Origin of the sequence: Paenibacillus sp. FSL K6-1217 (assembly GCF_045040735.1) — a bacterium.
In the GTDB taxonomy this organism is placed as follows: Bacteria; Bacillota; Bacilli; order Paenibacillales; family Paenibacillaceae; genus Paenibacillus_AQ.
Genome location: NZ_CP150271.1, coordinates 6,017,901 through 6,038,354, shown reverse-complemented (window position 1 = coordinate 6,038,354; position 20,454 = coordinate 6,017,901). Strand labels below are relative to the sequence as shown.

General features: G+C 54.3%; 16 protein-coding genes. 4 read left to right on the top strand and 12 right to left on the bottom strand.

Annotated features, from left to right (window positions below; translation table 11 throughout):
- The first annotated feature begins 68 nt into the window (after window positions 1–68).
- Complete coding sequence (locus tag MHH28_RS26635) at window positions 69–1,844, top strand: ABC transporter ATP-binding protein (RefSeq protein WP_405107207.1); 1,776 nt, start codon at window positions 69–71, stop codon at window positions 1,842–1,844.
- Window positions 1,831–3,606: an ABC transporter ATP-binding protein gene (locus MHH28_RS26630; protein WP_405107204.1), complete on the top strand. Its 1,776-nt coding sequence runs from the start codon at window positions 1,831–1,833 to the stop codon at window positions 3,604–3,606. Before MHH28_RS26635 ends, MHH28_RS26630 begins: the two co-directional genes overlap by 14 nt.
- Window positions 3,607–4,236: 630 nt before the next feature.
- Here MHH28_RS26630 and MHH28_RS26625 read toward each other — a convergent pair.
- The gene (locus tag MHH28_RS26625; protein WP_405107201.1) at window positions 4,237–4,839 is read right to left on the bottom strand and encodes a GNAT family N-acetyltransferase; all 603 of its coding nucleotides are present in this window, start codon (window positions 4,837–4,839) and stop codon (window positions 4,237–4,239) included.
- Between the two features lie 24 nt (window positions 4,840–4,863).
- Window positions 4,864–5,781 (bottom strand): GyrI-like domain-containing protein, encoded by a 918-nt coding sequence (locus MHH28_RS26620; protein WP_405107198.1) that lies wholly within the window; start codon window positions 5,779–5,781, stop codon window positions 4,864–4,866.
- A 107-nt stretch (window positions 5,782–5,888) separates the two neighbouring features.
- On the opposite strand from MHH28_RS26620, the gene MHH28_RS26615 reads away from it, so the two are divergent.
- The gene (locus tag MHH28_RS26615) at window positions 5,889–6,419 is read left to right on the top strand and encodes a ClbS/DfsB family four-helix bundle protein (protein WP_405107196.1); all 531 of its coding nucleotides are present in this window, start codon (window positions 5,889–5,891) and stop codon (window positions 6,417–6,419) included.
- A 67-nt stretch (window positions 6,420–6,486) separates the two neighbouring features.
- On the opposite strand, the gene MHH28_RS26610 is transcribed toward MHH28_RS26615, so the two are convergent.
- From MHH28_RS26610 to MHH28_RS26580, 7 genes are all read right to left on the bottom strand, one after another.
- A complete protein-coding gene (locus tag MHH28_RS26610; protein ID WP_405107193.1) occupies window positions 6,487–6,738 on the bottom strand; it encodes a hypothetical protein in 252 nt (83 codons plus the stop codon).
- Window positions 6,725–7,174 carry a hypothetical protein gene (locus tag MHH28_RS26605; protein WP_405107190.1) on the bottom strand — a complete coding sequence of 150 codons (450 nt, stop codon included), beginning with the start codon at window positions 7,172–7,174 and terminating at the stop codon, window positions 6,725–6,727. The genes MHH28_RS26610 and MHH28_RS26605 overlap by 14 nt, the downstream gene beginning before the upstream one ends.
- Window positions 7,175–7,300: 126 nt before the next feature.
- Window positions 7,301–8,296: a glycosyltransferase family 39 protein gene (locus MHH28_RS26600; RefSeq protein ID WP_405107187.1), complete on the bottom strand. Its 996-nt coding sequence runs from the start codon at window positions 8,294–8,296 to the stop codon at window positions 7,301–7,303.
- Between the two features lie 257 nt (window positions 8,297–8,553).
- On the bottom strand, window positions 8,554–9,414 hold the full coding sequence (locus tag MHH28_RS26595; protein ID WP_405107184.1) for a formylglycine-generating enzyme family protein: 861 nt from the start codon (window positions 9,412–9,414) through the stop codon (window positions 8,554–8,556).
- Window positions 9,415–9,581: 167 nt separating this feature from the next.
- Window positions 9,582–10,214, bottom strand: a complete 633-nt coding sequence (locus MHH28_RS26590) for a glycoside hydrolase family 11 protein (protein WP_405107181.1) — start codon at window positions 10,212–10,214, stop codon at window positions 9,582–9,584.
- Window positions 10,215–10,570: 356 nt separating this feature from the next.
- On the bottom strand, window positions 10,571–11,611 hold the full coding sequence (locus MHH28_RS26585; protein WP_405107178.1) for an NAD(P)-dependent alcohol dehydrogenase: 1,041 nt from the start codon (window positions 11,609–11,611) through the stop codon (window positions 10,571–10,573).
- Window positions 11,612–11,969: 358 nt separating this feature from the next.
- Window positions 11,970–13,097 (bottom strand): ROK family protein, encoded by a 1,128-nt coding sequence (locus MHH28_RS26580; protein ID WP_405107175.1) that lies wholly within the window; start codon window positions 13,095–13,097, stop codon window positions 11,970–11,972.
- Between the two features lie 272 nt (window positions 13,098–13,369).
- Here MHH28_RS26580 and MHH28_RS26575 point away from each other — a divergent pair, with 272 nt between their 5' ends.
- Complete coding sequence (locus MHH28_RS26575; protein WP_405107172.1) at window positions 13,370–13,813, top strand: acetyltransferase; 444 nt, start codon at window positions 13,370–13,372, stop codon at window positions 13,811–13,813.
- Here the strand turns inward: MHH28_RS26575 and MHH28_RS26570 are convergent.
- The 3 genes from MHH28_RS26570 to gnpA form a co-directional block, all read right to left on the bottom strand.
- Complete coding sequence (locus MHH28_RS26570) at window positions 13,808–17,170, bottom strand: HEAT repeat domain-containing protein (protein ID WP_405107169.1); 3,363 nt, start codon at window positions 17,168–17,170, stop codon at window positions 13,808–13,810. The two genes, MHH28_RS26575 and MHH28_RS26570, sit on opposite strands and share 6 nt — an antisense overlap.
- A gap of 262 nt (window positions 17,171–17,432) precedes the next feature.
- Window positions 17,433–18,191, bottom strand: coding sequence for a peroxide stress protein YaaA (gene yaaA, locus MHH28_RS26565; protein WP_405107166.1), 759 nt, complete (start codon window positions 18,189–18,191; stop codon window positions 17,433–17,435).
- Window positions 18,192–18,278: 87 nt separating this feature from the next.
- A complete protein-coding gene (gene gnpA / locus MHH28_RS26560) occupies window positions 18,279–20,450 on the bottom strand; it encodes a 1,3-beta-galactosyl-N-acetylhexosamine phosphorylase (protein ID WP_405107163.1) in 2,172 nt (723 codons plus the stop codon).
- Between the last annotated feature and the right edge of the window lie 4 nt (window positions 20,451–20,454).

Sequence of the window (20,454 nt, the reverse complement as noted above, 5' to 3'; positions counted from 1 at the left end):
ACATTCTGAACCATAGTGTTATAATCACTGTGTTTATTTATCAAGAACAACAGGAAACAGGTGATCAAATGTTTGAACTCAAATGGCTGTGGCAGAACCTGGAAGGCAACCGGGCACGGTATGTCGTGGCACTCTGCCTCTCGGTAGTGGGCTCTAGTCTTACGATTGTGAACCCCTACATCAGCCAGCGTATCGTCGATACGTTCATTGCCGGCGACCATGCAGGACAGAATCTTGCTACCGGACGCGGACTGCTCATTGCACTCTGCCTGGGCATGATCGGTTTCTCGCTGCTCCGCACCGGGCTGGCATATTTCACGACGATGCAGTACGAAATGTCTTCGCAGAACATGATGTACAACATCCGCATTTATCTGTACAACAAGATTCAGGGTCAGGACCGTGAGTATTACGACCGCAACCGTACCGGCGACCTGATGACCAAGATGACAGGCGACCTGGATATGGTGCGGCACTCGATGGCGTGGATTTTCAAGACGATTATTGAATCGCTGACGATTTTCCTGGCGGCTGTGATTTATTTCCTTACTATTGATGTCCAGCTGACGCTGTGGATGCTGATCCTGTCGCCGCCGATCTTCGTCGTGGCCTTCATCTTCGCCAAAAAAGTGCGCCCGATGTACATCGACCTGCGTGAACGGCTGTCCCAGCTCAACACGACGACCCAGGAGAATATTTCCGGGAACCGTGTGGTCAAGGCTTTTGCCCGTGAAGCGTTTGAAATTGAGAAATTCACAGAGAAGAACGTCAATTACGCTGTGGCGAACAAAAAAGCAGCTCTCGTCTGGCTTGACTACTTCCCTTATCTGGAGACCTTCGCTCAAGGCTTCAATGTGGTGCTGATGCTGGCCGGCGGCTACTTCGTGATGGAGGGCCGGATTACCTTCGGTGAATTCACGGCTTTCTCATCACTAATCTGGGCGGTTTCGAATCCTATGCGCAATATCGGGATCATCATTAATGATATTCAGCGTTTCTTTGCCAGCTTGTCCAAAATCATCGATCTCTATTATGCCCGGCCTGCGATTGTCAACCATCATAATAAGATAGAGCAGCGCCGCTACGAGGGACGGATTGAATTCGACCATGTACGGTTCAAATATGACAGCGCTACCGTGCTGGATGATGTAAGCTTCACGATTGAGCCCGGTGAGACCATTGCGATTATGGGCGCAACCGGCTCCGGCAAAACCTCGCTGATCAACCTCATTCCCCGGTTCTATGATGTAGCCGGAGGACGTGTGCTGGTAGACGGCAGAGATGTCCGGGAGCTGGAGCTGGATGAACTCCGCGGTAATATCGGTATGGCGACACAGGATGTGCTCCTGTTCTCCGATACCATTGACGGCAACATCGCTTATGGCGATCCGGAGCTTCCGGAGGAGGATGCTAAGGCTTTTGCAGGCCTCGCCGCTGCCCATAACTTCATTGTCAAAATGCCTGAGGGATATGATACCGTGGTCGGGGAACGCGGCGTCGGATTATCCGGGGGGCAGAAGCAGCGCATTGCGCTTGCCAGAGCTCTGGCGGTCCGCCGTCCGATCCTGATCCTGGATGATACGACCTCTGCTGTCGATCTGGAGACGGAGGAGCATATTCAGCGGAGCCTGCGCGAGCTGGAGTACCCCTGCACGAAGATCATCATTGCGCAGCGGGTATCGACCACCGCCCAGGCGGACCGCATTCTTATTCTGGAGGGCGGCCGTCTGATTGAGGAAGGCACCCACGCCGAGCTGCTGGCGAAGCGGGGCTACTATTATGATGTATTTATGCTGCAGAACGAGGGTATTGGAAGGCAGGTGACCGAGAGTGGCCAGGAATAAATTCGATGTCGATGAGAATCTGGAATCGCCGTTTAATATCAAGCATTTCCGGCGGGCCATGGTCTATATCAGACGCAAAAAAAAGCCGATGCTTATCGCATTTGTGCTTAGTGCATTGTCGGCGGCTATCGCCCTGTCAGCACCGCTTATTATGCAGCATGTGGTGGACGTCACCATTCCGGCCAAAGCCATGGGGCCGCTGGTAGGCTGGTCCATGCTAATGCTGGCGACTATCGTGGTCAGCGTAATTCTCGCTACGATCCGCTCACGGATTATGACAAGTGTCGGACAGGATATTATCTTCGATATCCGCACAGATTTGTTCAAGCATCTGCAGGATCTGCCCTTCAAATATTACGATGACCGGCCACAGGGCAAGATCCTGATCCGGGTCGTGAACTATGTCAATGCGGTATCCGATGTGTTATCCAACGGAATTATTAACTTCATCCTGGAAATTGTGAATCTGATCTTCATCGCTGTGTTCATGTTCGCCGTGGATGTCCGGCTCTCCCTCATCATTCTTGCCGGACTGCCTGTCTTCCTCGGCGTCATGCTGCTGATCAAGACCCGGCAGCGCCGGGCCTGGCAGGCCGTATCGAACAAAAGCTCCAATCTGAATGCCTATCTGCAGGAGAGCATTAGCGGCATCGGTGTCACGCAGATGTTCTCCCGGGAGACGCGTAATGAAGGGATCTTCACCCGTCTGGCAGGCAATTTCCGCACCGCATGGATGAAGGCGCAGCGTTACAACCTGCTGATTCCATTCAGTGTCGATAACCTGTCTACTATGGTTACGGCTATGATCTTCCTGGTCGGCCTGCTGACCCTGGACCCGCAGAGCATGACTCTTGGCGTTATCCTCGCCATGAGCAGCTACGCGGCCCGCTTCTGGCAGCCGATCTTGAATCTCTCGAACCTGTACAACAACTTCATCAATGCAGTAGCTTATCTGGAGCGGATCTTCGAGACGCTGGATGAGCCGGTGACTGTCAGCGATATCCCCGGCGCTAAGGCCCTTCCGCCCGTTCAGGGCCGGGTTACCTTCGACGATGTCACCTTCGCCTATGATCCGGGCCTGAATATTCTAGAGAATATCTCGCTTGAGGTCGCAGCCGGAGAGAGCATCGCTCTGGTCGGCCCGACCGGTGCCGGCAAAACGACGGTCGTCAACCTGATCTCGCGCTTCTATAATCTGACCGGCGGACGCATTCTGATCGACGGCCAGGACATCTCGCAGATCACGCTGAAATCGCTGCGCGGACAGATGGGGATTATGCTGCAGGACAGCTTCATCTTCTCGGGAACCATTCTGGATAACATCCGCTATGGCAGACCGGATGCTACCGAAGAGGAGGTCATTGCCGCAGCGAAGGCGGTCTGTGCCGACGACTTCATCCGCGAATTTGACCAGGGCTACCAGACAGAGGTGAATGAGCGCGGCTCCAAGCTCTCCCAGGGACAGCGGCAGCTGATCTCGTTCGCCCGGACGCTGCTCGCGAACCCGCGGATTCTGATCCTGGATGAAGCCACCTCCTCCATTGATGCGCAGACCGAGCGTCTGCTCCAGAAGGGGCTGAATGAGTTGCTCAAGGGACGCACCTCGTTCATCATCGCGCACCGCCTGTCTACGGTGAAGAACTGCGACCGGATCATGTATGTCTCGAACAAGGGCATTGCCGAGAGCGGCTCCCATGACGAGCTGATCGCCCGCCGCGGCCTGTATCACCGGCTGTATACGGCGCAGAAGATGGAAGCCTGAGGTGCAACACAGAATAAGGCTATATAGATTGTACTTGTAGTTTTCAGTTTTGGGATTGCCGTGACTCCAGAGAATGTTTGGCCCTCCGGCAGCTGTTGTCCCCAGATTTCTTGAATTAATTTGAACCGCTACTAGCGGTAGAAATCCGGTGACAGCTGATGCTTACGATGCGAGCTTTCCTGCGGAAAGCTTTCAAGCGGACGCTGACGCTCCTACAGTGCCAAAATTCTCTTCCGCCACTTTTCCCTGTCTGTTTATTTTAAGTTCAATTTATATAGGTTCAAATAAGAAATCGCCAAAAACCGCAGCAGGGCTTCTCCCCTGTCTGCGGTTTTTGGCGTGCTTGGGTGGACGATACAGCATATATTCAGTGAAGAATAGTTCCGTGCGCAAGACCCATTACCGCCTAAGACTACTATTGCTGGCTTTCTCAATTTCGTGCAATTAAGCAATACGGATACTCCTGCTGCGATCCATGCGGACTGGAGAGCCGCTATTCCTGTAAATTGCACCATTTTGCGGGCTAAGCGGACTCACATGCCCTTAACTAGTCGCTCTTGCCTCATTTCCATCACCAGCTGGCCTTATAACGGCCTCTCAGTCCGCGTGCGTGCGATAAAGCTGTCTTTTTCAAAAGATAAGAGCCTTATGGTCCGGTTGTAGAAATTTCATATACTCTTCCCTCAACATGCTGTAAATCTCCAGATCGACAACCCCTTTGCCGGACCAAAGGGCCGCTTGCCGCAGCATCCCTTCCTTGACATATCCGTTCTTCAGCAGCACCTTCTTGGAGGGCTCATTATTCAGCATCACTTCCGCCTGAATTCTGTTCACCTGAGCCTGCTGGAACAGGAATGCTGTCAACAGCTCAACGGCCCTGGAGGCGAGGCCCTTCCCCCACTCGGCTTCCGCGAGGAAGTAGCCGATGGTCACCATGTTCACCTTCTGGTTGAAGTCGCAGGCTTCAATAATGCCGAGCAGTCGCGTGTCATCCTCTGCGGCGAAGATGCCCCACTTGATCCGCGATCTTTTGCCATAATCCCGTTCATAATGACCGATCATACTCTTCACCGTAGCCTTATTGTGCTTGGGGATAATCCCGCAATATTCGAATACATGGTCATTGCTGTAAATCCCGAACAGTTCGTCCAGATGCTGCTCCTCAATCTTGCCCAATACAAGCTCCTCTGACCTTAGGACAGGGAACTGGTCAAACACAATCTCCAGCTTCACCCGGGGCACTCCCTTCTCTGATCCTTAGGCGCTTGGCCTAATGGGGACGTACAGACCAACCATGCACTTGCCCTGCGGGTCTTGCGCAGGATCATTCAGACAGAATTCAAGACATGGCCGGTCATCGGCCTCATAGCCGCTGCGGGGTAACCATACGCTGAACATGGTATCGTACGCAAGGACAAATCTATCTACCGTATCATAGTACGAATACACCGCATACAGCCCGCCGGATAATGTTTTGTATTCGACCTCCTTCCGCTGGGCGTCCCGCTTGAACCCGTCCGGGAGTGTGATGCAAGCATCATAGCGGCAGACGGACTCATCGACATATTCAGTGTCATCCAGTGAGATTCCGATGAACTGCTGATTCGCCGGATGGAGCCCTTGCTGAGCAGACCAGTGGCTGAGCTTGTCCCATGCGTTATGCGTGTCCAGATAACTTCCAATATGCCGGACATACGCAACCTCAACCTCCGTGATTTCTCTGAGTTCTACCATACTGTCCCATGCCCTCCTTAACAGCGGATTACCTTCTGTTCTATTGTAATCCGCCAGGGGCACCGGCTCTGCCTGCTTATTGCTGAGGACTGACGGGAAATTGCTATGTTTCCGCCCGTTAGTCCTGATCCTGCTGGGGGTACAGCCGAAATGCCGTTTGAAATGGACATTCAGCGCGGATACCGATTCGAACCCGCTCTCCCCCGCAATCTCCAGAATGGCCAGATCCGTCTCAGTCAGCAGTACCCGTGCCCGCTCGATACGCTTCCTGGTTACGAAAGCCATGGGCGTCATGCCCGCAATGGCTGTGAATATCCTGGTGAAATGATATTTGGAGAAATGGGAGATCTCCGCCAACTGATCCAGCCGGAGCGGCTGGCTGCTGTTCTGTTCTATGTAGGCAATGACCTTTCTGATCCGCTCTCTGTACTCCTCATTCATGGCTGAATCCTCCGGTTCATTCATGTTACAATTCAGTACAAATATTGTAAACTGGACAGACTGTTGTCACAACCCTATGGTATAACCAAAGGAAAGGAGTGATTGTTATGGCAAGCTATGAATACTCGTCCCGGCAGGAACTGATGGATACGATCCATACCCTGTACCTGCTCCTGGATGCCGAGTATGACGGAATTAACAATACATATAAGGATACGCGCATTCCCGAGGTGGACAAAACTCCTGCCGAGATCATCGCTTATCAGCTGGGCTGGCTGGAACTGGTGAGAGATTGGGATCAAAAGGAGCTGGAAGGTCAGACCTTCTCCATGCCCGCTGAGGATTACAAGTGGAATGAGTTGGGCGGGTTGTACCAATCCTTTTACAGTAAATATGCTGAGTACTCTCTGCCCGAACTGCGTGAACTCTTCCGGCAAGCGGAGCAGCAGTGGCTGGACTGGATCGGCACATTGACGGAAGAGGAACTATTTATCCAAGGTGCACGGAAGTGGACCGGAAGCAAGGAGGACTGGCCGATGGCCCGCTGGATTCATATCAACTCTGCTGCTCCGTTCAAGACCTTCCGGGCGAAGATCCGAAAGTGGAAAAAGTATTTCCCCGAGGGACTGACAGAGTGACATAGTCGCAGAGTGACATAGCAAGATAGAGGTGCTGCGGCAAAATGGCATCCCCCTTGCCCGGGAATTATTGCGTACCGCCTGCTCTCCCGTCTGTGCCTTGCGTCCCCCTTCTTCCTGGGCCTTCCCGATCCATCCCCCTGCCCCCATCCTTAAAGTTGGTGCCGCCGCCGTTCATGCCGGGGAACCCGCCGGGCCGGGAGTTGAAGTCTGCACTCGTAATATTCTGGGCAGTGATTGCTTCGCAGGAAGTGAGCAGCAGCGAACAGCTAAGCATACTAATGATTAAGGGGATGTAATATTTTTTAGTCTGCATCATGGAACCTCCTTGTCCTTGTGCCTGTCAGCAGTACATATACGTCTTGAACACCCAAGTAGGATAAGACGAGCAGCAGCGGATATACGGGATACAGATATCTGGCCTTGATCTCCCAGAGCAGATAGAACCCGATGAAGCCAAGAATCACCAGAAGGAGCGGGGTCTCCGCGAAGCGCTTAGCTCGCAATCCCCCGATTAGCCGGATCAGAATGAAGACGTACATCAGGAAATTCTGGACATATAAGGCCCACAATAGGCCGCTCCGGTACATAGAAGCACCTTCAAACAGTCTGCTTGCGGCGGTGGAATAGCTGTAATGGCCCATCACCATGCTGCCCCTCCCGCCAATAGAGGAGGCTCCTTCATTTCCTATCCCGTAGCGCTCTATCTGATAGGTTCCTTCCGTCCAGGTCCAGACCAGCTTTTTATAATACATTCCTGCAAGCTCAGTTAAGGTCGCGTCAGAGAGCTTGCTGCGGATGGACGCCTTGAACAGTTCTACACTATCCGCTTTATTATAGCCGGCCTCCTGCTGGTAGATATTATAGCTCTCCCGGTCATCCTAGAACCCGAGAGTCTCCAGATTAAGCCCCATATTCAGCCACATGTACACTGGAGCGGAATGGCTAGACGGCGATTCGCTCACGACTCCGGTTGCCTGAAGTGCCGCATTTTGGATCCAAGATGGAAGCCCCCACAGCAGCAGCGTTATGCCAATGGCGGCAATGATCCTTTTCACGCCAACCGCCCGCAGGTTCAGGAGCAGACTGAGAACAATGGCAATCAGGAAGATCATACCTATACTGCGGAAGTAGTTGCCAAGTGTCAGCAGTACTGCCGCGAACAGCATATCCTTCATGGATCTTATGCGGATGAACCTGACTCCGAAGTAGAGCGCGCTGGTGAGCAGAGCCGTGGCAATTCCATCATTATAGATGAAGTTGCTCATGAACATAGCCGGTATATAGGTCGCAGCCACAATCAGAAGACCATAGTCCTTCCGGTCTGATTTGGGCTTCAGCTCTTGGCAGAGCAGATAGATAACCAGCGTGGTTACGAGCGAGAACAGGATGTTGAAGCTTTTGATCACCAGATAATTGTCCGGGAACAGCAGCAGCAGCGTCTTCAGATACAGCACGAAGGAGAAATTAAAAGGGAACATGTAGAGGTATCCGCCTGACTGGAAGGAGGAATAATCCTTGTCATAGAGCATCGCCCAGGCCAGGGACAGCACCGTCTGTGAATCATCTGTAGGCATGCGGGTGAACAGGAAAATAATCACGGCCTGCATAATACAAGACACCAGCAGAACGGCGGGAATAACCTTGGCCCGGCTGTACCCTTCAAGCTTCCGGGAGAGTCTGTACAGCACGTAGCCCAGTCCCAGAACAACCACAATCCATAGCAGGAACACAAGCGGCTGCTGCCCTTCCAGCACTGCCCGGTCCCCATACAGGGAATAATTATATTCCGCCCGGAGAAAGAAGGATGAAGCAATGAACAGCCCGATGAACAGGGCGAGGATGAGCGTTACGATTTGCTGGATTCCTTTTACCATGATACCCTCCTGATTGGCAGCGTCCGGCGATTTCTTCGCATGTGCCATAATCCATATGAGGAGTATACATAGTGAACCTGAATGTAAGTTGAAAGGATTCTTCGGACGCGCCAAGCGGAAACGGTTTTGCCTTACAAAAAAGCCTCCGGGTCCTCTCCAGCCACCGTATCCATAGATGCGGTCATGCCGGAAAGGCTCCCCGAAGGCGGGCTGCCAGTCTGTCCTACTTCTGTTCCTGGTGAATACGCACGGGTGAATCATTTGCCAGCTACAGCACGAACCACACGAAACCCCTGGTCATTCCCCCGGCTGCTCGGCTCGAATTTGCCCCGGAAGGATACCTCTGTGTTGTTCACCCCGCCAATCCAGCCGCCGCCCTTCACCAGCCGGACCGAGCCGGTCTTGCTATTCGAATCCGTCTCTCCATACCAGTTCCAGCACCATTCCCTTACGTTGCCTGACATATCGTACAGTCCCAGCTCATTGGGCTGCTTGAGCCCGGTATTTCTCGGCTGGCCATGATTGTTCTCAATCGCCGGCCAGTTCCAGTCCCCGGTCAGGAACTGATCGCCGGAGTTCCTCCAGTACCAGGCTACCTCCTCCGGATTGCTGCTTCCGCTATACGGGCTGCTATTGCTCATCCGGCCTCCGCCTGCTGCATATTCCCACTCGGCTTCTGTCGGCAGACGGTAGCCGTCCGCCCCTTCATTGGCCGTTACAGTCCATTTCATGAAATCCCGGTCACTTGTATTATTCGGATCGACCGCATTCTTGTCTATATTATAATAGGGGGCCAGGCCTTCCTTCACACTCCGCTCATTGCAATACTCCACGGCATCATACCAGGTTACGCTCTCGACCGGCAGCTTGTCCCCCTGGAACTGCGAGGGGTTACTCTTCATCACTTCCATCCATTCTTGCTGGGTGACCTCGTATTTACCGATGTAGAAGTCCGGGAGGGTCATCTCGGTTCCGTAATAATTGGATTTCGTATCTTTAAAAGTACCGCCTTCAACCCGTACTAAACGCTCATCCTTGGCAGGCTTCTCCTGCGAGCAGGCACCGGCAATCCCCGCGATTGCCATACACAGAATCAGAATCGTTAATGGTTTTCTCATGAATAGCTCTCCTTTGAACAGATGGGCAAGATACAGGATCTAAGCGCAGATCGGTGCGTGAAAATGATAAGGCCGGCAGCTTGTACACCCGGCCGGCCTTAGCCTGTCAACGGTTAGCTGAGCTTACGCGACTGCCGGAACCGGCATGATACCGATCAGCTTGTCCCTTACCACACAGTTACATTGGAGCTGCCGCTGCTCTGGTACCCTTCGGTCGCCAGTACCTGGTAAGACCAGTTGCTGCCCAGATTCATCCCTTTGCTCTTCCAGGCATTCACGTGGTTGCTGAACGTGATCTGAACATTGCTTCCGGTCGGTCTTTTCGACTGTCTTACACTCCAGTACTGCGGGAACGTGGCATTCCCGTCGATGGATGGGGCATCGTAACGCATCGTGGTATAGATATCATAGGTGCCTCCGTCACTGTTCACAGTACCTTTATACTGGCCGGTAGGTCTGTAAGTCCCCCAGCTGTCTACCACGTAATATTCAATAAGGGCATTCCGGGTCCAGCCGTAGAAGGTCAGATAACCGTTGCCGGAAGGTGCAAAGACACCCGCGTTATAGTTCACGACCCGGTTCGCCGTGCCGTAGGTCCAGCCTTTACCGACTACGAAGTTCCCGGTGTTATACCAATTCACACTGTAATTCCCGCCCGATCCGTTCACCGCATTCACAGTTCCGCCGCCATCGGTCCAGTTCTGCCAATAATCTGTTGCGCCTGCAGTTGCTGCGAACGCGCTGAAGCTCATTGCCGCTGTCATTAATACCGTTAGAAGTTTCTTTTTCATTTTAAACATAAATGATTACCTCCCGATTATAATGTGTTTGCTTGCAGCTTGCTTCTCCCCGCAGAATATAACTTATCCTGAGGGTTATCCCATATATTTACTTGTCCTCCTTTCGAGATGATTATATCTAGTAAGCGTTTACATTTCTCTCTGCAAACTAAAGATTAACCCCCAATTTTTATTGGTATTATGAAATTATTGGGACGAATACGCGCAAAATGACCTTAAAAGGTGAACGATGTAACAATTTATGATGCCCTCGCGGCTCCCCGCTACAATCCAAAAAAGCCACCCCGGTACGGGACAGCTTTGCACTGGCACTCCTAATTTCTCCTAAGCGCTGATAAGCGCTCCTATAAGTCTCTTCAGCCCATCCGGATGACTGCCTTGACCACATCCTCCTTATTGCCGATCACGAAATCGAACGCTTGCTGCGTCTGCTCGAAGTCGAATTCGTGGGTCACGATGCCCTTGACGTCAATCTTGCCGTCCGCGATGGCTCCGATGGCTGCCGGATACAGGTTGCGGTACCGGAATACCGACTTGATGTCGGCTTCCTTGAACATAATCTGCATGAAGTCGAAGTCGATGATATCCTTGGCTGCGAGGCCAACGAGGACAATGGTTCCGCCTCTTTTGACCAGATAGGGCGTCTGCTTCACGGTATGCTCGCTTCCTGCGGTCTCAATCACCTTATCCACGCCTTGGCCGTCCGTTAATGCAGCAATGACCTCCAGCACATTCTCCTGCTTGGCGTTGATGACCTGCGAGGCCCCCAGCTTCATCGCTGCCTCCAGCCGCTTCTCAATGATGTCTACCACGATAATGTCCGTTGCGCCATAAGCCTTGCAGGCCAGCAGGGTAACCAGTCCGATACAGCCTGCTCCCAGAATCACAACCCGGTCCCCCAGCTTAATCCCGCCCTGCGCCGCAGCATGGAGTCCCACCGCCAGCGGCTCCACTAGCGCCCCCTCTTCCGAGGAGACATTACCCGGCAGCTTGAACGCCATGTTCTCTGGAAAAGCAATATAGTCCATCAGGCAGCCGTGATAAGGCGGAGTCGCCAGAAACTGTACATCCGGGCACAGATTATATTTGCCGCTTTTGCAGAATTCGCACTGGCCGCAGGTCACCCCAGGCTCCAGGGCCACCCGGTCCCCCACCTTCAGCTGCTTCACCCCGGGGCCAAGCTCCACCACTTCTCCGGCGCATTCATGACCCAGGATGAAATCTCCGTCCACTACGAAATCACCGATCCGGCCATGCTCCAGGTAATGCACATCCGAGCCGCAGATGCCGACAACCTCCAGCTTCACAATCACCTCGCCCTCCCCGGCCACAGGCATGCCGATTTCCTTCATTGCCATTTGCTTCAGATCTGTCATATAAAAAGCTCTGTTCTTCATCCGTTTCTCCTCCTCAGAGACATTAGCGTGCTCTATAAATCCCAGCACGAGCAACAGTGAAACTTCAGTCATCCATGTAGTAAGTGATGAACTGAGTTTGAAGCTGTCGAATCTTATATGAGCATCTTATATAAATAACTTTTATAAAACGCTATTAATAAGATTATAATCTGAAATGGAATGAAGTCAACATAAATTTAAAAGCAAATGTACTGCATTCAAAAGACGGCATGCTCAGGGCAGCAGGCAACAAAAAATCCCCCGGAGAAGGACAGGGCCGCAGTTGCAGCAACGTCCCTCTTCCGGAGGAGCGGGGAAAACAGAGATTGGATTAGATTTGAGTACAATCAACCTGGACCTAGATGCTGTCGATAAATTCCGTTACCAGCTCCAGAGCAGCGCCTACAGCGGTCGCTTCCAGCTTGTATTTGCAGACCCGAAGGTAGGAGCCGTCCTGCTCGAAGGTGTTCTTGCGCGCGGCCAGCGCCTGAAGATCATCGATGTATTCCTCCATGTAAGCTCCGGCATAGCCGCCGAGAATCACATCGCAATCATACAGCATCCGCAGGTTATTCACCGTAATCACCAGATAGCCCTGATACTCCTGCCAGATGGCCTGCTGCTCCTCCTTGCCCTCTCCCAGGAGGCGGAAGAATTCCGCTATGCTGCCCCCTGTGCTGTCCGAGAGGATTCTCGCTGAACAGTAGGCATCTACACAGCCCTTCTGTCCACAGTAGCAGGTACGCCCTTCAGGCAGAATCGTCATATGCCCGAACTCCCCGCTGCGGTGATTCTCGCCCGTATAGATCTGGTTACTGACAATAATGGAACCGCCTACGCTATTGTTAAGAGACAGATAGACCACATTGTGCATGTCCTGCTCTCCCCATAGCTCAGTGAGGCCCGCCGCATTCGCATCATTGCTCAGAACGCAGGGGTACGGGATGTATTCGGCGAACCGCCGGACACTGCCTCCCTTGAAATCGATGACTGTAGCATAGCTCACTGTCTGCCGGTCACCGGACAGAATCGCGGGCAGGGCAATGCCTACGCCCAGAATCCGGCTGCGGTCCAGCTGACAATCCTCTATGAACTCCTCCACCAGCTTGCCTACCCCCTGGAAGTAGGTCTCCTCATTCGCAAACGGATAATGATTCCTGACATTCTTAATAATTCTGCCGCTCAGGTCAATGATGACGATCCCCACATGGTTCAGGGTAACATCCAGCCCGACGGCATATCCCGCCACACTGTTACAGGCCATCGACTTGGCCTTACGGCCTCCGGTAGATTCATACAGCCCGGTCTCCTCGATCAGCCCGCGTTCCTGCAGCTCCTTGAGATTCTGTGTTACGGTGGGAAGACTTAGATTAAGCGCCTGCGCAATCTCCTGAATGGAAGTGGATTCACGGTGATACAGGTATCGGTAGATGGCGTTCCGGTTCATCTTTTTAACTTCCATACTGTTCAAGCGATGTGTCGCCATACGGATTCCCCTGACTTTTACAAATGTACTTTATAATCTATATAAATATAATATTCAATCGCACCCTTTTTTGCAATCATCTGGCTGCTTTATTTGTGAAAAATTTCACTATTGTATCTATATTGTAGCAATGATTGGGAGTCTCGTCATTATTCTTTTCGGATCGTCCGTGATCGAAAGCTTGAACCGCCTTCGCTCAGTGATGACCTCCGTTCAGCTTCTTGCTGCAAGGGGTATGTTATAATCAAAAAAAATCAGCCAAGGAGAAACCAATGAACCCGATTCAAGAGATTACAGACCGAAATCAGACCGTCTCTCAAGAGCTGCTGGGCATCTGGGAGAGTGCTGTGCGGGCTACGCACCTGTTCCTCACCCCGCAGGATATTGAAGAACTGCGCCCCTTAGTGCTGCAAGGCATTGCAGCCATCCCCCATTTGCTTGCAGTTACCCATCCCGATAGGCATCTCCTCGGCTTCATCGGCATTCAGGAGCAGAAGATTGAAATGCTGTTCGTAGATCCGGCTGCCCGGGGGCAGGGGATCGGCAAAGCGCTGGTCACTTACGCCATACACGCTCTGCATGTGCATGCTGTGGATGTGAATGAGGACAATCCCCAGGCTGCCGGATTCTACGAACATTTAGGCTTCCGCGTCTATGACCGGTCTGATCACGATGAACAAGGTAAGCCTTGGCCTATCCTGCATATGCGGCTATAGCATGAACAGCCGGGACTCCTTCGCCGTCCAATGGTTCAGCGCCTGCGTGCGGACTGCGGGATTCGCGTGATTCCTGTACTCCCGCAGACGCTCTGCCGGTTCCGGGCTCCAGCGAAGCGCGGTTCCCGCTGCTTCCAGCAAGGACAATCCGAGATACGGAGCTTCGTAAGACGGTTCTGCCCGCAGCACATCCACAATCGCAAGCAGCGTCTCCGGCGTCCAGTATCCGGCGCTGTCCTCCAAGTTAGCGGCAATCCCGCTGTATAACCCGCTTAAGAGCTGCGGCTGGCGGGTTACCGCCTGTGCGACCCGTTTCATATAATCGGACGCTTCCGCTACGTTACTCCAATCAATCACTGCAATATACAAGGCCAGAACAAGCTGTAGTAACGTCTCATCGGCGGCCAGAATATCGGCCAGCTCCAGGTACAACGGGGTAAGCTGTACCCTGGTACTCTTGGGCAGACCGGTAAGCTGCCCGATGAGCACCTGCAAGCGTTGCCGGTGCGGCAGATCTCTGTCCGCCGCCGCATTCCATTCCTGCCTGATCGCGGCAGCCGTCAGCTTCCGGCAGATATCGGCCACAACCGCATTAGCCTTGCCGTCCCGGGCGGCTTCAATCAGTGTCAGCATCGCAAATTCCCAGCTGGGGCTGTCCTCCAGATCCGTAACCGCCTGAGCCGCAGCCGCGGCAACGGTGCCTTCGTAACCATTAGTCCACCTCTTCATGGAACCATAGGCCTGGCTGCTGACAGATGCATCCGGATGATCGGCAATCTCTATAATCAAGTCCAGATAACACCGTCTGTAGACAAGCGGAAGCGCATCAGGCTGCTGGGACAACAAGCTCACGGCGATATCACGCTCTGGAGAAGCAGCGATGGCGCGCAGCGCCTCCCAGCTCCGTTCATCATCCAGCAGGCCTCTGGCAGCATGTCCTATAGCAATCACTACATCCTTGTGCACATTAGGCTTCGCGAATTCGTTCAAGAGCAGCGGAAGGCTATTCTCAATTCTATACGCACCGAGCAGGCGGACGGCTTCCTTGCGGACGGTGATCTTCAGCTTCTCACGGCTCAGCAGCTCCTTCAGCACCCGGGACAGCAGCACCGGACTGACCCGGCGGATACACCTTGGGATGGAGTACATCGCCACACGGGCCCGGTCGCCACCCAGATGCTCCAGCAGTACAGGCAGGGCGTTCTCCGGCTCCTCCGTCAGGGACAGCGCGTGAAGTGCCGCCTCCGCCACAGCCACCTCCGGGTCCTGAACAAGCTCATACAGCCGCTCCGGGTTCACATCCGGCATGCTGGCCGTAATTCTGATCGCTCTGGAGCGCTCGAACAGGCTGTACTTGGGACCGAAGGCAATCGTGCTTAACAGGGAGCCGTACGCCTCCTGCTGGCGTGGCAGCCACCGGTGGAATCCGTCCGCAGCCGGAACCAGATAGACTGTTTTGCCCGAGAGGAATTTGCCCTTGACGGCAAAACCTGAAATATAAGGGTCCAGCCATTCCTGACGCTTCAGATGCAGATGCTGAAACACCTCGTAGATGGAAATATACGATGGATCTGCATCCAGCAGCTCCTTCACCCGTTCATCCCGTGTCTGCAGCGGCTCCAGCCAGAGCCGGGTTGCCCGGATCGCGGTTCCCTCTGCTTTGGCCCGGGTCGCTTCCCGCAAGAGCTGCTGCAGCTTGACGATGCCGTACCCCCTTTTGCCAAAAGAACCCGCCAGACTCAGCACCAGATTGTAATTTTCTCTCTTACCCGCTTGCGCAGCGTAGGAATAGATGCCCTCAAAGATGATTTCTTCAACGCCCTTCGGCATATTCTTCTCCAAAGACGGCAGCGAGAGCTGCCCATCCTGCTTCGCCAGCTTCTGGAGCGTGTTCAGGGCGAAGGTGAACAGCTCCCCGCCCGGCTCCGCCGCATAATGGCGCAGCATTGAGAAAGCCAATTGCTGCACAGAGTACCTCGTACCATAAGAGGTGTCCCGGGCATCGATCACACTATCCACCAGCACAGTAAGCGCCGGGACATGGGCAGCCTCATACACGGACGCCGGACTCTCCGACAGCTCCTTGAATACCGCTCCCCGCACAGGGTCCTGATCATTGCGGATGCGGCCTAAGGTCAGCAATGTAGCATCCATGCCCTGTCTTGCCAGCACCGTACTGCGGATCAGCTGCATCAACGCCGTAGCGCGTTCATCTGCATTCGATACCCGGATTGCCTGCTCCAGCTGCTCTCTGACCTGAAGAATCGAGCGGGCGGCGGTGATACGCAGGGTGCGCTCCCGGTTCTCCCTGATCTCACGCAGGTCCAGCATGCGGGCGGCTTCCTGATCACGCAGTGCATGCGGCAATACATACAGTAGCTGCTCCGGGAAAATCCACTCCCGGCGCTTCTCCTCCTCATACGCAGCTTCGAAAATCTCCTGGCGCCAGGACGGCGCAAGATGCTCCAGCAGCCGCGCCACATGGTAGGGCTCGTCCGCCAGCAGCTTGGCAAGCTGCGACCACTGGTCCATAGAGAGGAGCTTCGCCCGCTTGAGCACAGCTTCAGGCACACCATAAGTCATAAGCTCACTACGCATCTGCGTCCGGATCAGCAGCTCATATACCGCGTCCGGTCTAAGTCGCATCAGTGTGCCGAGATTCGCTTTAAGCGCAGGAGGCAGCCCGTCTGCCGGCCCATGGTTCACCGCACAGGCCAGCACAAGGTCTGGCTTGTGGTTACACAGATGCTCCATCGCGGAGGAGAACCGCGACCAGACCATCCCCCTGGCCCTCAGCGGGCTATCTTCCAGCGCACGGGTGAAATACTCAGCGACCACCTCCAGATGGCGGCTGGCCAGCTTTTTCCAATCCTTAATGGCGTACCCCAGCTCAGCCAGCCGCGCGCGGACGGTTTCCGCAGAGCAAGCCTGCAGCACAATTGCTGCCTCCTCCAGGCCCCACCGGACCTGTACCACTGGCAATAGCCGTTCCGCCAGCTCCTGGCGGTTCATCAGGGCAACCGTGCGCAGCAGCTTGCGGCGGCAGTCCTGTGACAGATCGGGAAGCTCGCCTTCAATCGCTTCGGCTGAGGCGACTTTGGGCAGCAGTCCAGCCGCCGTATTCCTGATGCTCGCCATAGGATGACGGAGCGCAGCCCGGATCACAGGAGCATCCAGTGTGGCTATTGCCCCCATCAGGGCCAGACGCGCTTCATAAGCTCCGCCCTCAAGTAAGGAGGTAAGTAACTGTGAGTATTCCGGGGACCCCAGGTGATCGCGGCCTAGTCCTGTGATTGTTTTGATCCTATCGGAATACCCCAGGGCATCCAGTTCCCCCAGTAAGCGCTCTTTATTCAATGGGTCTCGTCTCCTAGTCATAAGTCCTCCTCTTGAATCTGCACTGAGTTCTTCCTTATTTTACAAAAAGCGAGCTTTCGCCCGCAACAAGTGGAAACGGCTTTGCCGTCCTTTTGAAGGACGGTAACGTTTCAGCGAGAAATAGAAGGATAAGTTATTGTGTGAAACATATAATTTCTTATATTTCAAACAAAAGGATAACCCCGAATCCGGCGCTTCCACCATCTTCAAGATTACCCTCTATACTGTTCACTCTATCAGTCTACTCTTTGTCTTGCTTCGCCTGGACGAACACATACGTGTTCTCATCCGACAAGGCCGCTTCGTACCGGAAGTCAAACCCGGTGAAGCCCTGAATCTCCTCGACGCTTGTAATCTGCCGCTCTGCCATGAACCGGACCATCTCGCCTCTGGCCATCTTGACCAGTGTCGCCCGCTCCACGACCTTGCCGCCGATTCTCTGCCCGAATACACAGCTTACCATCCGGACATGGCTGCCCAAGTAGGGAGAGATGCATTTGCTGTACTCCTTGGAGGCCAGATTCACAATCGTGTCAGTCTCGGCGAACAGCTGGTCCGCCAGTCTTCTGTTCCAGAACTCATAGAGCGAACTGAAGCCCGGCCCGCCGAGCTTGGCCTGCATCTCCAGCCTGTAAGGGACCACCCCGTCGAACGGCCGGACGATTCCATAGAACCCGGACAGGATCCGCAAATGCTGCTGCAGATAGTCCAGCTCCTCCGTCTGAAAAATCCCCGGAGCCATGTACTGGTACTGGATACCCTCATAGGCGAAGATCGCAGGGGTCAGATTCCGGGTTAGATCCATCTCTTCAATCCGCTGCATATTCAGCGCGGCAATAGCGTCATTGCATTTCCACAGCGCCTTGGCTTCCTCGTAGTTCAGCTTGCGCAGCAGGGCCAGGAGCGTCTGTGACTCGTTTAAGAACTGCGGAGCCTGGCGGGATTCCAGGAAATCCGTGTCCGTCTTCATCTTTTTGGCAGGTGAAATGATGATTCTCATGATACGCTCTTTTCTACCCCTACGGGAAAATAAATGTACCTCTATACTATCATACTATCCACCTGCCGGCCCCGTGTAAGAATCCCCCTACTCCCCAATCACCCGAATCACCGTATCAAAAGCTTCCAGTTCCACACTCTGCGGACCATAGTCCGTCCCGATGGTGGTCTTCTGCGGCTGGTCGCTATTGTTAATCACAACCAGATGCCTGCTCCCAGGGTAATACGCACACTCGGTATAGAGGTTATCCGGGAGGTAGCGGGTCTCCTCCAGCTCGTTGCCGGCATAGCGGATCAGATTCAGCAGCAGGCGGGCATTCCCCCAGCTGAAGGCAAAGGACGGCAGGTAGATGCCCTTCCCTCTCCCGAAGCTATTCACCGTCAAGGCCAGTTTGCCCTCTGCCTCCAGGATCACCGCAGCAGCCCCGCCCGTCAGATAGACCCCGTTCTTCGGTATGAGGCTGACGCCTTCCGGCACCAGACCCTGCACGGCCTGAACCTCATAAGCCCATTTGCCGTGCGCTACCCGTGCGCCGGTGTCCTCATCTACCCCAAGAACATGCGCCATGCGGAAGTAGTGATCGTAGCCGTCCACGGCGGAAGGCTGGTTCACCCCGATGAGCGTACCGCCCTGATACACCCACTCCGTCAAGGCATCCACCGCCTGGCTGTCCTTCCAGTGGTCCCCGCCGCTCCATGCGGAACCGGCGCTGCCTGCATTAATCACTACATCCACATCCTGCAAGGCCCCCTGGCGGACATCCTCGAAGTCTATGAACCGCACCTCCACCGGCAAGCCGGATAAGGCCTCATTGATATGAATCAGGTCATGCATATACGTCTCATGGAAGTGGCCGGACAGGGTCCATGACCGCAGCTTGCCCCACGAGTGCAGAACAGCTACCTTAGTCTTGAGCTGATACGGCTTGCCCTGCCGGTGCAGCTCCCTGATCTCCCTGAATTCATCCGCAATCTTCTCGATGTACGCGCAGAAATCCGGGTAAGGCTCGACCAGATGCAGATAGCCGCCCAGGCCCATCCGGTCAACCGGCTCCCGCAGGAGGGCACGCCGGATGCTGATCCAGTATTGCTTGGCATCGAGCGTGGGATTGCCCCCTTCCATGAAGGTAGGTGCGCCGCCCAGGCCAACCGGGAACAAGTACGGATGCAGCCGGATCTCATGCGTATCCACCTTCACCCCTGAACAGAGTCTGGCTTCATAGCCCGAGAACACGCATTTGATCATCCCGTCGAAGCCGAACTCCCCGAAGCGGTCGTTATACGGCTCTGCGCCCACCCAGCTGTCGTCGTAGAAGACATACGCCAGCTTGCCGTGCTTATGCACAATGTCAATTAGCTGCTTGCCGAATCCAATAACGAAGTCGTTGATAAAAGCCATATAGTCCAGCTTGCGCTGCTCCGCCGGGATATGACTGACGCGGTATTTGCCGCCGTTCACGAAATCCTCTGCGGTCAGCGAATAGCCATACTTCCGGGCGAACTGATCCAGTCCCCGGGCGCTCACCGTGAAATCGTAGGACCCCCAGTCCGAGAACAGATGGCGGTTCCGCCCGCTGCTGCCCCAAATCCAGGCGAAATTGTAGAACAGGGAGGTGAACCGGACCACGGTCGTCGCCTGATGCTCCCCGCACCAGTCTTCCATCCAGTCCAGCAGGTACTGCCGGGTCCCCTCATACATCGGATCGATCTGCATCAGATGCTCTTTGTCCCAGTGATTCGTCGTATGGTTGTACATCGAGATTTCTTCCCAGATCCGGTAGGCCATGAAGCTGACGGTATACTTATGCCAAGGCGTAATTCCGGTCAGCACCACGTTGCCGGACTCCCGGTCGTAATTCCACTGCCACCCCGGCACCTCCTCCCCGGTCGTCCGGTCATACACCTGCCAGTACTTGAACGCCTCCCGGGAATCATTCACCCGGAACTGCTCAGCGAAGAAATCCTCCAGCAGGTAGATGGATATGTAATCCTGCACAGCCACCTTCGGACTTGTAATGAGGAAGGTCTGCTGCAGCTTGTCCGGGTTCTTCGCCGCCCAGCCGTTATGGTCGCGGATGATGCACAGGGTCGAATAGATGCCGTATCCGGCATTCGTAATCTCTTCCGACAACTGCGTGCCGTCACTGTCACGAATGACATCGGCCCCCCAGCGTTCGGCAAGCTTCAGCGTCAGGGCTTCATAACCGGCTTCCCCCGGCAGGGTAAAAGCTCCTGTGGAGCCTGTGGATTTGTTCGCCAACGCC